Here is a 13,245-nt window from a genome sequence, read left to right as displayed (position 1 = left end):
ATATTGACGACAACTTAACCACCGTGCGTTTGGCGTCAGGCAGAAGTAAATTGGGGGATGTTGTGCCACAGTGGCCAGCTGAACGCGAAACGGGCGCCCCCCAGGTCACTGGTGTCACAATTGACTGTGCCGCCCATAGCCAGAGCGATAGAGTGGACTATCGCCAGTCCCAGCCCACAGCCGCCAGTTGCGCGGTCCCGACTAGGATCGAGGCGAACAAAGGGTTCAAAGATATGCTCGCGATTTTCTGCCGCAATTCCCGGACCATCATCTTCAACAATCAATGTTGCTCTGTTTCCTGCCAGTAGCAGGCTGGTTTCAACGGTTGAATGGCAGTAGCGCAGGGCGTTGTTGAGTAAGTTATCCAGCACGCGCTCCATTAAGCGCATATCCAGCGCCGCGTAATGACCTTGCATGATGGTTTTTATCCGTACCGTTTTATCGGGAGTTAGTGCCTGAATATCTTGCAGATGTGTTGACAGCCACAACGGCAGGTCTGGTTCGCTAAGATGCAATTCATTTTGTGGGCGATCGAGCCGGGCATAAGTCAGCAGTTCTTCAATTAAGGCTTCCAGTTGACTGATATCGCGATTCAAGGCCTGGGACTCTATGGCGTTCAGGTTGTCGCTCATCTCCAGCCGATAACGCAGACGCACTAATGGCGTTCGCAGTTCATGGGCAATGCCATCGATAAGCTGCTTTTTACTGGCAATCAACGCGTTGATATTGTCCGCCATCTGGTTAAACGCCACGCCAAGTCGCTCAAAGCTTGAACCATCATCAAAGTGAATACGTTCATTGAGATGCCCATCGCCGAATCGTTGCGCCGCCGCTTCCAGTTTTAACATGTCTTTCCAGTGCGGACGCATCCAGATAAACACCGGAAAGGCGAGGGAGATGGCAATAAAGGCGATCAGCACGATATCAAGCAAACGCATTTGATGGAGGAAATAAAGATAAGGAACGGGACCCACGGCAAGCACGTAGTGGCTGCGCGGGATACGCTGTAAAAAAGTGTACTGATCATCCAGAGCAACAATCTCTCCGCCACGCAATCGGTGCATGGCGTTTTTATCGAGATGATATTTACTCAGCGGCTCGACGCGCAGATCGAAAGAGAGATTTAAATCCATCTCCTTCAGCGTTTTTCCCCAGTCGTGCGGAGGGATCTCGCGTAATTCGCTACGCATCAGATACAGCGAACTGTTCATCAAATCATCCAGCGACTGTTTGCCTGCACGTTCGGCGGTAAATTTGTACACCAGGCCAACCAGTAGAGACATCACCAGAAAGCAGACAAACAGCAAAAGATAAAACTGGATAAACAGTTTTTTCATCGTTTATTCCCACGCATGAGGCGCAAAAAGATAGCCTTTGTTACGAACGGTTTTAATGCGGTAGGGTTCGGCAGCGTTATCGAGCAGTTTTTTTCGTAACCGCGAAATAGCTACATCCACGCTACGATCCAGCCCGTCATAACTGACGCCGCGTAAATTCTTCAGCAGCGCATCGCGGTCCATAATTTGTCCGGCATGGGTGGCTAGTTCCCATAACAATTCAAAATCAGCCGTCGAGAGTGAAATCTCATGGTTAGCAAGCGTTACTACTCGGTTGATGGGGTCGATAGTTAACGTACCGAAATGCAATGGTTTGTAAGGTGTCAGAGACGTTTCCTGAATACCTTTGGTCAGCGTCGCTTGTTCGTTCTGACGCAAATGTAAACGTAAACGCGCCAACAGAACAGCGGGGGGCGTTGTTTTGAGAATATAGTCGCAGGCGCCCATTTCCAGCGCCAGAATGTGGTTCATATCGCTATCGAGAGAGGTCAGCAGAACAATCGGCCCGGACCACTTTGCGCGTAAATCGCGGCAGATGGACATTCCGTCTTTGCCAGGCAGCATGATATCGAGCAGCACCAGATCCGGATTTTCCCGCAGAATTGTCTCTTCGGCATGGTCGCCGCGCGGTTCCACGGTAACCTGCATATCATGCTTTGCCAGGTACGCAGCAATCAGTGAACCGACTTCTGTGTCATCTTCCACAAATACGATAGTGTTCATATTATTCACGGCAGATATAAAAGCGTCACAATACACCGCGCTGATTTTACTTACTATCAATCGTTTCTAAACAAGGTTGCATCGGGTATTCTACAGATGACTTGTTATGGAAGTGTTAAGGCAAAAAAATGGGGCTGGTAATCAAAGCTGCGCTTGGTGCGCTGGTGGTGGTGTTGATTGGTGTATTAGCAAAAACGAAAAATTACTATATCGCCGGGCTGATCCCGCTTTTCCCGACCTTTGCGCTCATCGCGCATTATATTGTTGTCAGTGAACGCGGCATTGAAGCTTTACGCGCCACAATCGTTTTCAGTATGTGGTCGATTATTCCCTATTTTGTTTATCTGGCGTCGTTGTGGTATTTCACCGGAATCATGCGCTTGCCCGCTGCTTTTGTGGGTTCTGTTGCGTGCTGGGGGTTAAGCGCATGGGTGCTAATTATTTGCTGGATGAAGCTGCATTAACGCAAATGACGGCCGCCATCAAGCGGGAAACTGCGTCCGGTTACAAAGCAACTGGTGAGTAAGTAATCGACAAGATCGATAACTTCTTTCTCACCAGGCGCGGTTTTCATCAGTGATTTATTCAGCGCCTGTTGGCGATATTCGGCATCATCATGCTCGTTAAACAGGATCAGCGATGGCGCAATAGAATTCACTTTCACTTCCGGTGCCAATTTGCGGGCAAACGAACGGGTCATATTATCCAGTGCCGCTTTGCTTGCAGCATAGGCAATATGTTTGTCGCTTCCGCGCTCCACCACATAATCGGTGAAGTGAATTATATCGCTGGCGGCGTGTCCGTGACCGCGCAGTAATCTTTCCAGCGCATGGTTGAGCAGGTAGGGGGTATTAACATGGATCTGCATCATGCAGGCCAGAACATCAGTCAGTGGAGTACCTGGTTTTTCTGCCATCCACGCACTGGCGTTATGCAAAATGGCACGCAGGCCGTGGGTGGTTTTTAACACTTCATCGGCAAACGCCATCACGCCGTCGTTCGTTGAAAAATCAGCCTGAATACACAGCGCACCCGCATTAATCAGTCCATCAATGGCAGGATAGTGCGTTCGATAGCTGACAATCACAGGTTGCTTTTGATGAATGAAATGCCAGGCGAGAGCGAGGCCGATACGACGGCCTCCACCAGTGATTAATATTGGCAAGGGCTGGGTTTTCCCCATCGTTAATCTCCTTTGCAAGCATACGATGGGACGAAAGTTATCCCACCAGCATCCAGGTTGCCGGAACTGCGGCAATTAACAGCATGCCAATCAGCACCATTTCCTGACGATTCAGTACATTATCATGTGTATGCGTTTTACGCGCGTACAGGAAAACCAGCAGCCCTGGCGCATACAGAACGACGGACAACAACAGGTGCATTGGGCCTGAAGCGTATAATAACCATAAGCCATAAATGCAGGCACCGACACCTACCGCTTTATGCAGCGGACGAGTAGCGATTTTCAACAAGAACGCGCCAACCAGGAAATAGGGCACCAGAATCATTTCTGAGGCGATGGTCAGCAACGTGTTGTAATCGGAACCCGTCAGCCAAATCAGCACCAGACAAATTTGCACGCAGATGTTGGTCAGCCATAGCGAGGCAGACGGCGCTGCTTGTGCATTCTGGCGCGCAAAAATACGCGGGAATGCCTTATGGGTAGCTGCCAGGAAGGGGACTTCTGCCGCCATAATGGTCCAGCTTAAATACGCGCCACAAACAGAAACGATCAATCCGGCAGCGATGATAATCTCGCCCCACGGCCCCATCATTTTCACCATCAGACCGGCCATAGACGGGTTACGAATCTCAGCCAGTTCAGGACGAGCAACCACCCCTAGCGAAAGCAGCGTGACCAATAAATAAACGCCCAGTGCAGAAAGCACCGCCAGAAGCGTTGCTTTGCCAACATCATGTTTATTCCGCGCGCGTGAAGAAACAACCACCGCACCTTCCACACCAATGAATACCCACAGTGTGATTAGCATGGTGTTTTTCACCTGTTCCCATACCGGCACGCCAAGCGCAAGGCCAGTAAAGTCGAGCTTGAAGGTGTCCAGTTTGAACATCATCATCGCCAGCACAATAAACAAACCAAGCGGCAATAATTTTGCCAATGTCGCCACCAGGTTAATGCTGGCGGCGGTTTGTACGCCGCGCAGAATCAAAAAGTGAACAATCCACAACAATGCCGATGCACCGACGATCGATTGCCAGGTGTTACCATCGCCAAACAGGCGTAGTTCCGGCGTATCGGTGAAGAAACTTAATGCGGAAAAGACGATAACCAGATAAGAGACGTTGGCGATAACCGCACATAGCCAGTATCCCCATGCGGAGCAGAAGCCGATTAACTCGCCAAATCCTTCCCGTGCATAGGTAAAAATACCGCCGTCAAGGTCGGGACGAATGCGTGTCAGGATCAGCATGGCAAAGGCCAGCAATAAGATGCCAGCGCCAGTAATACCCCAGCCGATGAGCAGTGCTGCCGGGCTGGCAACCGCCGCCATATTTTGCGGCAGACTGAAAACACCCGCGCCCAGCATTGAGCTTAATACCAGCGCGGTGAGTGCGCTCAGTCCCAGTTTCTTTTCCATCGATATCCAGTGTTTAAAACGTGTTCAGAAGAATAAATATTAGGGCAAAACGCATAAAAATGGTGAATGCCACTAAAGCGCGGGATTTTACGAAGAGAAGTGGCGGCATGCAATGGTTGCGGGAAAATTTGTAGCTAAAAATCTGAAAGGCGGCATAAAGCCGCCTTAATGTGATACTGAATAGTTATTTATACAGGTCTGCACTGATGGTCAGGTTGTTACCACGTTCCTGCCACTGGCGGGTGATGTGGTAATACTTAGCACCTTTCTTCGCGGCACGTTTAGCAACCTGGTAGGAGACTTCGGTCATGTTGCCGTAGTTACCCGAGAACTTAATGCTATCGAACGGGACCATCATTGCTGCGGTCGCTTTGTTCAGTTCTTCTACTTTGGTGCCGTCAGGAAGCGTGACAGTGTAACGTCCACCTTTTGAGGACTGAGTTTCAAAGAAACGACCAACTTCAGCACTTGGTGATGCAGTGGTGGCAACGCCCGGGATTTCAACTTTCTTCGCGGCTTCGCCACCTGCGGCCAGTGCCGCGCGACCAGCATCAGAATCCGCAGGGATCACATCCGGGCTCTGGACGATGCGTTTTTTAGCATCTTGTTTGTAGATGAACGCAGTAATACGCTGGTTGCCGCCCTGGTTGGCATCTATCTGGCGAACGATGTAGTAAGAGTAGGCACCTTTCGCTTTTGCTGCTTTGGTGATGGCATCGTTCACTTCCGGCTGGCTGCGGAAGAAGCCCTGGACGGTAACGGTGTCATACGGTTCGATCAAAACAGCCTGGTCTTTAGGCAGTTCAATAACACCATTAAAAACGCGATTCTTATCAGCTTCTGCTTTTTCAGCATCGGCTTTATAAAGATCGGCAACTACACGCCAGTTACCGCTGTTACCGAAATCTGAAGTGTCGACAACATAAAAAGAGGCGGCGCCTTCTTTATCAGCGCGACGGGAAACGGCTTTAACCGCTTCGCCAATGGCATTGAAACGACCGGTAACCACTACACGGTCAAAAGGTTTAACCGCTGCCGCTTGCTCCGGTGTCAGTTCTGTTGCTGCGTTAACGGAAAATGCCGTAGCAGAAAGCAGTGCCGACGCCAGGAGGGTGTTCTTAAGCTTCATAAAAATAATCCTTCGCCTTGCGCAAACCAGGTACTGGTATTGTTATTAACGAGAAACGTGGCTGATTATTGCATTTAAAGTGTGTAACTGTCTGCGTGATTTTTTCATATCAGACTTCTTGATTTGATTTTAAATCTGATCGAATGAGCATCCGCGCTTAAAAAATAGCCACAACAACAGAAGAATGACTGAACTGGCTGAATTGTATAAGTTAATTTAATGTTAACCGGTAGCTGGCGTCGGTGAAATCTCATGTTTTACCTGATTATCAAAGACAATTATCGCCCATTATCCTGTGTTCTATGGTGTTTATCCCGCTATCAAGGCTGAATCGTTAATATTTTGCGAGTTCACGCCGAAATACTGATTTTTGACGCTAGATCACAGGCATTATTTTCAGTACGTTATAGGCGTTTGTTACTATTTTATTTTAACGGAGTAACATTTAGCTCGTACATGAGCGGCTTGTGTATCAAAAACACAGGCAAACCATCATCAATAAAACCGATGGAAGGGAATATCATGCGAATTGGCATACCAAGAGAACGGTTAACCAATGAAACCCGTGTTGCAGCAACGCCGAAAACAGTGGAGCAGTTGCTGAAACTAGGTTTTACCGTCGCGGTAGAGAGCGGCGCAGGTCAACTGGCTAGTTTTGACGATAAAGCGTTTGTGCAAGCGGGCGCCGAAATTGTAGAAGGGAATAACGTCTGGCAGTCAGAGATCATTCTGAAGGTCAATGCGCCGTTAGATGATGAAATTGCGTTACTAAATCCGGGAACCACGCTGGTGAGCTTCATCTGGCCCGCGCAGAATCCGGAGTTAATGCAAAAACTCGCAGAGCGTAACGTGACGGTGATGGCGATGGACTCTGTACCACGCATTTCTCGCGCGCAATCGCTTGATGCGTTAAGTTCGATGGCGAATATCGCCGGCTATCGCGCCATTGTTGAAGCGGCTCATGAGTTTGGGCGTTTCTTTACCGGGCAAATCACCGCAGCAGGTAAAGTGCCGCCAGCAAAAGTGATGGTTATTGGTGCGGGTGTTGCAGGTCTGGCCGCCATTGGTGCAGCAAACAGCCTCGGCGCAATTGTGCGTGCATTCGATACCCGCCCGGAAGTGAAAGAACAAGTTCAAAGTATGGGCGCGGAGTTCCTCGAGTTGGATTTTAAAGAGGAAGCAGGTAGCGGCGATGGTTACGCCAAAGTGATGTCGGAAGCGTTCATCAAAGCAGAAATGGAGCTCTTTGCCGCCCAGGCAAAAGAGGTCGATATCATTGTGACCACCGCGCTTATTCCAGGCAAACCGGCACCGAAACTGATTACCCGCGAAATGGTTGATTCTATGAAGTCGGGTAGTGTGATTGTCGACCTGGCAGCGCAAAACGGTGGTAACTGTGAATACACCGTGCCGGGCGAAATCTTCACCACGGAGAATGGCGTCAAAGTGATTGGCTACACCGATCTTCCTGGTCGCCTGCCGACGCAATCCTCACAGCTTTATGGCACCAACCTTGTCAATCTTCTGAAACTGTTGTGCAAAGAGAAAGACGGCAATATCACGGTTGATTTTGATGATGTGGTGATTCGCGGCGTGACCGTAATCCGTTCTGGCGAAATTACCTGGCCGGCGCCGCCGATTCAGGTTTCAGTCCAACCGCAGGCAGCACAGAAAGCGGCACCTGATGTTAAAACCGAAGAAAAATGTGCCTGCTCACCGTGGCGTAAATATGCGCTGATGGCGCTGGCAATCATCCTTTTCGGCTGGTTGGCAAGCGTAGCACCGAAAGAATTCCTCGGGCACTTTACCGTTTTCGCGCTGGCCTGCGTCGTAGGTTATTACGTGGTGTGGAATGTCTCCCACGCGTTGCATACGCCGCTGATGTCGGTTACTAACGCGATTTCAGGGATTATTGTTGTCGGAGCTCTATTGCAGATTGGCCAGGGCGGCTGGGTTAGCTTCCTTAGTTTTATCGCGGTGCTTATCGCCAGCATTAATATTTTCGGTGGCTTTACCGTGACTCAGCGCATGCTGAAAATGTTTCGCAAAAACTAAGGGGTAACATATGTCTGGAGGATTAGTTACAGCTGCATACATTGTTGCCGCGATCCTGTTTATCTTCAGTCTGGCCGGGCTTTCTAAACATGAAACGTCTCGCCGTGGTAACAACTTCGGTATCGCCGGGATGGCGATTGCGTTAATTGCAACCATCTTCGGGCCGGATACTGGCAATGTTGGCTGGATCCTGGTTGCGATGGTCATTGGTGGCGCGATTGGTATCCGTCTGGCGAAGAAAGTCGAAATGACCGAAATGCCGGAACTGGTGGCGATCCTGCATAGCTTCGTGGGGCTGGCGGCGGTGCTGGTTGGCTTTAACAGCTATCTGCATCATGACGCGGGAATGGCACCGATTCTGGCCAATATTCACCTGACGGAAGTGTTCCTTGGCATCTTTATTGGTGCGGTAACCTTTACCGGTTCGGTTGTGGCGTTCGGTAAGCTGTGCGGAAAGATTTCGTCTAAACCGTTGATGCTGCCAAACCGCCATAAAATGAACCTGGCTGCATTGGTCGTTTCCTTCCTGCTGTTGATGGTGTTTGTTCGTACCGATAGTGTTGGCTTGCAGGTGCTGGCATTGCTGATAATGACCGCTATAGCGCTGGTCTTCGGTTGGCATTTGGTGGCTTCCATCGGTGGTGCAGATATGCCAGTGGTGGTGTCGATGCTGAACTCCTACTCCGGTTGGGCGGCGGCAGCGGCGGGCTTTATGCTCAGTAATGACCTGCTGATTGTGACCGGTGCGCTGGTCGGTTCGTCGGGCGCGATTCTTTCTTACATTATGTGTAAGGCGATGAACCGTTCCTTTATCAGCGTCATTGCGGGCGGTTTCGGCACTGATGGTTCCTCTACTGGTGATGATCAGGAAGTGGGCGAGCACCGCGAAATCACTGCGGAAGAGACGGCAGAATTGCTGAAAAATTCGCACTCGGTGATCATCACCCCTGGCTACGGCATGGCGGTCGCGCAGGCACAATATCCGGTGGCAGAAATCACCGAGAAATTGCGTGCCCGTGGTATCAATGTGCGTTTCGGGATTCACCCGGTTGCGGGCCGTTTGCCAGGGCATATGAACGTGTTGCTGGCGGAAGCGAAAGTACCGTATGACATCGTGCTGGAAATGGACGAAATCAACGATGACTTCGCTGATACCGATACCGTACTGGTGATTGGTGCCAACGATACGGTTAACCCGGCGGCGCAGGACGATCCGAAGAGCCCGATTGCTGGCATGCCTGTTTTGGAAGTGTGGAAAGCGCAGAACGTGATTGTCTTTAAACGCTCGATGAACACCGGCTATGCTGGCGTGCAAAACCCGCTGTTCTTCAAGGAGAACACCCACATGCTGTTTGGTGACGCCAAAGCCAGCGTGGATGCAATCCTGAAATCACTGTAACCCTGACGGCCTCTACGGAGGCCGTCACTCTTTATTGAGATCGCTTAACAGAACGGCGATGCTTTGGCCTCCCGCCGTTTGCTCAAGTGCAATTTTGACAATAATCGTCAACGGCACAGAAAGCAGCATTCCCACGGGACCTAACAACCATCCCCAAAAAATTAATGACAAAAAAACCACCAGTGTGGAAAGTCCTAACCCGCGCCCCATAATGCGTGGCTCCAGAATATTGCCGAAGACCAAATTAATCAGCAGATATCCAGCCAGTACAAGTAACGCCTCGTAGAAACCATTAAACACCAGTACCTGAGCGATAGGGGGAATCGCTGCCAGAACTGAACCAATATTGGGTATGTAATTAAGCGCAAAGGCCAGCAATCCCCAGACAAAAGCAAAGCGAACGTCCAGTGCAGCGAGCATCGCCCAGGCGACCAGACCGGTGATGATGCTGATAGCCGTTTTTAGTACCAGGTAATGCGACACACTGTCAATCGCGCGCTGAATTGCCGCCATCCCTTCAACCGGGCGCGCCATCATTTGCTGGAGTTTACCGGGCAGTTGCGGCACTTCGAGCAGCATAAACAACACCGTCAGCAACAATAAAAATATTGACGACATGGCATTAGATAACTGAGTCAGTAAGTTGGTGAGCAACGTCATTGCTGAGTTCGGATCAATGTAATGAGCCAGTTGGTCAACTGAGACATCAATACCCACGCGCTGTAATAAAGGTTCCAGAGCCTGCAGGGGTTTTATGATTGAGCTGCGATACTGTGGCAAAGTGCGGGTCAGTTCATTGAGTGTTGAACCGAGATAGGCCAGCATTAACACCATCGCCATCACGATAATGGTCATCAAAATTGACACCGCCAGTACGCGCGGCACTCGCCAGCGAACCATGCGTTGTACCAGAGGATTAAGTATTACCGCGATAAATAGAGAGAGGATAAAGGGGACGATGATATCGGCGGCAAACCGGATACCGCACAGAATAATGACCAGCATTCCCAGCATAATGACGATTTTTAAGCCATTGAGCGTGATGATCGGCTTTGCCATGTTTATCCTCGTTTTTCTTCCTTCGCTAATAATATTTTCTTTTTTGCTGCGGCATTATAACGAAAATCAAACCACTCAGGTAAAGAAGTGAAAATGTTTTGAGTTAATTCTTAAGCTATGATACAAATCAGACGTGTTCAACTACCGAGGACAATTATCATCCGCGATGACGAGAAGCAACACTGCGGATAATTGTAATTTTATGGACAATTTGTTCAGGACGTTATTTTCTACATTTACCCATCTTCGTACCTCATCCACTATCTTGCTCGCAGCTGAGCAGCACTGGCGCAACGCGCTTTAGTCCTTTCTTCTGCCAAAGCTTGCGCTATGCGCTGGGCTTGACCACTTTACTTTCGCTGAATTAAGCGAATATTAAAATAATTCTCTTGCAGGAGAAGGACGATGTATTTTTATTGGATTTTATTAGGTCTGGCTATTGCCACAGAAATTACCGGCACGTTATCTATGAAATGGGCTAGCGTCAGTGATGGAAACAGCGGGTTTATTTTAATGCTGGTGATGATTTCTCTGTCATATATACTTCTCTCTTTCGCCGTTAAAAAAATTGCGTTAGGCGTAGCCTATGCGCTGTGGGAAGGTATCGGTATTTTATTTATTACGCTGTTTAGCGTTCTGTTATTTGATGAAAGTTTATCGCTGATGAAAATTGTCGGGTTAACAACTCTGGTTGCCGGGATTGTATTGATCAAATCGGGTACACGTAAAGTGCGTAAATCTACGCTGGAGCAGAATCATGGCTCAGTTTGAATGGATTCACGCCGCCTGGTTGGCACTGGCGATAGTGCTGGAAATTATTGCTAACGTCTTTTTGAAATTTTCTGATGGCTTTCGCCGTAAAGTCTATGGCTTGCTGTCGCTGGCGGCGGTACTTGCTGCTTTTAGTGCACTATCCCAGGCAGTGAAAGGGATCGACTTGTCAGTGGCGTATGCGCTGTGGGGTGGGTTTGGTATTGTCGCCACATTAGCAGCCGGTTGGGTCCTGTTTGGTCAGCGGTTAAACCGCAAAGGCTGGGTTGGTCTGGTCCTGTTGTTAGCCGGAATGATCATGGTGAAACTCGCCTGATGTTTATGCTGCCCGTATTTTCGGGCAGCATTTGAACGCTATTGCCGGGATAACTCTTCCAGTTTGTCGCGAAAGCCGGTAACAGAAATAGCCCGGTTATCAGCCCGCCAGCGATCCTTAGCCGCAGGCGCCGAACTTTGCACGCCAATCAACTGCCAGCCGTCATCAGTATGCAGCATTAGCGGCGAACCGCTGTCACCCGGTAGGGTATCGCACTGATGCGACATCACCGACGTTTGCGCCCAGCCAGTCACTTCGCAATTTTTATGACTGTACAACGTATCCAGGTGATCCTCGGGATAGCCTGCCTGGGTCACTTTACGACCTGCCGTTTTTAATGCGGCGGTGAGTGCTGCTTTGTCTCCCTCGAAAAGTGGTAAGGGTGTAATGCCTGAAGGCGGATTGCGCAGCACAATCAAACCAAAATCCCACGGCGCGGCAGCAGGCGGGACAATCCAGCCATCTCCATTAGCCTTTAACCGTTTACCTAATGTCGGATCAACGCGGCCTTCAATGTTGTGGATCTCATAGCGCCATAGCCCCTTATTCGCCACAAAACGCAGCGCAATTGCTTTGTCTGGTTTGCCTTTTGGCGGCGTTAATAAACAGTGACCCGCCGTTAATGCGAGATTGGGCGCAATCAGGGTGGCCGTGCAGAGATTTCCACTGGCAGTCTCCAGTTGCCCAACCGCATCCCACGGAGATTGGGTTGTGTTAATTACTGGCACTCGATCGTCATGACCGAAAAAAAGGGTGCTGACTTCATCATTAGCCGATTCAGGACTGTCAGGTTTATCTGCAAATACCAATGCAGATGTCAAACTAATTGCACCCAGCACTACAGCAATGGTTGTACGCATATCACACTCTGGTGGGTAATTATGATTATTAAAAGCAAACCCTCATAAATACTATAGCCGGGACGGGATTAAAGTGGGAGTGAAATCAGATAACTACGATCAGAAAAGATAAAATCGAGTGGCAATCAATGCGCATAAAATAAGGATGATAAGAATGAACTCATAGCGATAACGGCCCACCATAGTACCCTCCGCTTAAGGCGGCGCTAAACGTTATCCGTCTAGCGCCGTAATTTTCAGGCGCGAGGGGGCGCGCCATTATTGCTGTTGAAAACTTAAGCTGCTGGTTGGACAGCTGGTTTTGCAGGTTGCTGATGGCTGTGTTTCTTGGTGTGTTTTTTCGCGGCTTGTGCTTTTTGTTCCGGAGCTTTCTGTTCAGTTTTCGCTTTTTTATGATGCTTTTTAGCCGCCTGCGCTTTTTGGGCAGGTGCTGCTTTATGCTGTTTTTTATGATGCATGGTTTTTGCAGGTGCAGCTTTGGTGGCAGTAGTTGCAGGGGCAGGTGTGGTCGCAGTCTCTGCGGCAAAGGCGGCAGAAGAGAGACTCATTGCAGCGGCAACAACCAGAGCTAATACTTTTTTCATTGTCATACCCTCAATTTGGTTTTTTTATGCAACCCCACTACGGGGCCGATGTAATGACTATATCTCGGGTAATGAGAGGCTTCCGTGAGTGGTTGGTTTCGGCATGTAACGATATGTACAAAGTAAATTGGTAAATAATAACGCGATGTGACTTAAGGTAAATTCCCTACTAATATCAGTAGTCTTGATCGAGTTTACTATTTCTCTGTTCCCAAAACGGTAGAATTACTTTGCATCATCAATAAATGACACACAGTAAATGAATCCGCTAATTTGGGTATTTATTATCCTGATGACATTAGATGCGCTGCGGGAATTGGCTGGCGCTTCGTCTATTTTAGGATGGTTATTAACGTTGAGTTGAGCAGACAATAAGCCCGGGTGGGTATTTTACTCAGCCCGGGCTTAT

16 protein-coding genes are annotated in these 13,245 nt (G+C 49.3%); 7 read left to right on the top strand and 9 right to left on the bottom strand.

The genetic code is table 11. From position 1 onward, the window contains the following. Positions 1–35: 35 nt before the first annotated feature. Positions 36–1,337 (bottom strand): two-component system sensor histidine kinase RstB, encoded by a 1,302-nt coding sequence (gene rstB, locus FEM44_RS22970; protein WP_138159202.1) that lies wholly within the window; start codon positions 1,335–1,337, stop codon positions 36–38. Positions 1,338–1,340: 3 nt separating this feature from the next. Next, the gene (gene rstA / locus FEM44_RS22965) at positions 1,341–2,060 is read right to left on the bottom strand and encodes a two-component system response regulator RstA (protein WP_130209325.1); all 720 of its coding nucleotides are present in this window, start codon (positions 2,058–2,060) and stop codon (positions 1,341–1,343) included. A gap of 128 nt (positions 2,061–2,188) precedes the next feature. On the opposite strand from rstA, the gene FEM44_RS22960 reads away from it, so the two are divergent. Beyond that, positions 2,189–2,524: a GlpM family protein gene (locus FEM44_RS22960; protein WP_130209323.1), complete on the top strand. Its 336-nt coding sequence runs from the start codon at positions 2,189–2,191 to the stop codon at positions 2,522–2,524. On the opposite strand, the gene folM is transcribed toward FEM44_RS22960, so the two are convergent. The 3 genes from folM to ydgH form a co-directional block, all read right to left on the bottom strand. Next, positions 2,521–3,243, bottom strand: coding sequence for a dihydromonapterin reductase (gene folM / locus FEM44_RS22955; protein ID WP_135522388.1), 723 nt, complete (start codon positions 3,241–3,243; stop codon positions 2,521–2,523). The two genes, FEM44_RS22960 and folM, sit on opposite strands and share 4 nt — an antisense overlap. Before the next feature lie 37 nt (positions 3,244–3,280). Then, positions 3,281–4,663, bottom strand: coding sequence for an amino acid permease (locus FEM44_RS22950; RefSeq protein ID WP_130209319.1), 1,383 nt, complete (start codon positions 4,661–4,663; stop codon positions 3,281–3,283). 184 nt (positions 4,664–4,847) lie between these two features. Then, positions 4,848–5,792: a DUF1471 family protein YdgH gene (gene ydgH / locus FEM44_RS22945; protein WP_130209317.1), complete on the bottom strand. Its 945-nt coding sequence runs from the start codon at positions 5,790–5,792 to the stop codon at positions 4,848–4,850. 522 nt (positions 5,793–6,314) lie between these two features. Between ydgH and pntA the strand changes: the two genes are divergently transcribed. Both pntA and pntB read left to right on the top strand, forming a co-directional pair. Beyond that, positions 6,315–7,847, top strand: coding sequence for a Re/Si-specific NAD(P)(+) transhydrogenase subunit alpha (gene pntA, locus FEM44_RS22940; RefSeq protein ID WP_130219055.1), 1,533 nt, complete (start codon positions 6,315–6,317; stop codon positions 7,845–7,847). Between the two features lie 10 nt (positions 7,848–7,857). Next, a complete protein-coding gene (pntB, locus tag FEM44_RS22935; RefSeq protein ID WP_135405879.1) occupies positions 7,858–9,246 on the top strand; it encodes a Re/Si-specific NAD(P)(+) transhydrogenase subunit beta in 1,389 nt (462 codons plus the stop codon). 24 nt (positions 9,247–9,270) lie between these two features. Here the strand turns inward: pntB and tqsA are convergent, their stop codons facing one another. Next, positions 9,271–10,305, bottom strand: coding sequence for an AI-2 transporter TqsA (gene tqsA / locus FEM44_RS22930; RefSeq protein WP_135385943.1), 1,035 nt, complete (start codon positions 10,303–10,305; stop codon positions 9,271–9,273). A gap of 133 nt (positions 10,306–10,438) precedes the next feature. On the opposite strand from tqsA, the gene FEM44_RS26120 reads away from it, so the two are divergent. The 3 genes from FEM44_RS26120 (at position 10,439) to mdtI (ending at position 11,392) form a co-directional block, all read left to right on the top strand. Continuing rightward, positions 10,439–10,609 (top strand): protein YdgV, encoded by a 171-nt coding sequence (locus FEM44_RS26120; RefSeq protein ID WP_135522389.1) that lies wholly within the window; start codon positions 10,439–10,441, stop codon positions 10,607–10,609. 101 nt (positions 10,610–10,710) lie between these two features. After that, positions 10,711–11,076 carry a multidrug/spermidine efflux SMR transporter subunit MdtJ gene (mdtJ, locus tag FEM44_RS22920; protein ID WP_130209307.1) on the top strand — a complete coding sequence of 122 codons (366 nt, stop codon included), beginning with the start codon at positions 10,711–10,713 and terminating at the stop codon, positions 11,074–11,076. After that, the gene (gene mdtI / locus FEM44_RS22915; protein ID WP_130219061.1) at positions 11,063–11,392 is read left to right on the top strand and encodes a multidrug/spermidine efflux SMR transporter subunit MdtI; all 330 of its coding nucleotides are present in this window, start codon (positions 11,063–11,065) and stop codon (positions 11,390–11,392) included. Before mdtJ ends, mdtI begins: the two co-directional genes overlap by 14 nt. A 38-nt stretch (positions 11,393–11,430) precedes the next feature. Here mdtI and FEM44_RS22910 read toward each other — a convergent pair whose 3' ends face one another. The 3 genes from FEM44_RS22910 to asr all read right to left on the bottom strand — a co-directional run bounded on the left by FEM44_RS22910 (position 11,431) and on the right by asr (position 12,836). After that, positions 11,431–12,252 (bottom strand): trypsin-like serine peptidase, encoded by an 822-nt coding sequence (locus FEM44_RS22910; protein WP_135522390.1) that lies wholly within the window; start codon positions 12,250–12,252, stop codon positions 11,431–11,433. A 99-nt stretch (positions 12,253–12,351) separates the two neighbouring features. Then, the gene (locus FEM44_RS22905; protein WP_135522607.1) at positions 12,352–12,435 is read right to left on the bottom strand and encodes a hypothetical protein; all 84 of its coding nucleotides are present in this window, start codon (positions 12,433–12,435) and stop codon (positions 12,352–12,354) included. 92 nt (positions 12,436–12,527) lie between these two features. Next, complete coding sequence (gene asr, locus FEM44_RS22900) at positions 12,528–12,836, bottom strand: acid resistance repetitive basic protein Asr (RefSeq protein WP_217496764.1); 309 nt, start codon at positions 12,834–12,836, stop codon at positions 12,528–12,530. 259 nt (positions 12,837–13,095) lie between these two features. Here asr and FEM44_RS25895 point away from each other — a divergent pair, with 259 nt between their 5' ends. Further along, complete coding sequence (locus tag FEM44_RS25895) at positions 13,096–13,200, top strand: KPN_01571 family protein (RefSeq protein WP_214251103.1); 105 nt, start codon at positions 13,096–13,098, stop codon at positions 13,198–13,200. Positions 13,201–13,245: the final 45 nt, after the last annotated feature.

This window comes from Escherichia sp. E4742 (assembly GCF_005843885.1).
In the GTDB taxonomy this organism is placed as follows: domain Bacteria; phylum Pseudomonadota; class Gammaproteobacteria; order Enterobacterales; family Enterobacteriaceae; genus Escherichia.
Note: the sequence above shows the minus strand (reverse complement) of the source record. Positions and strands in the feature narration are given on the sequence as shown.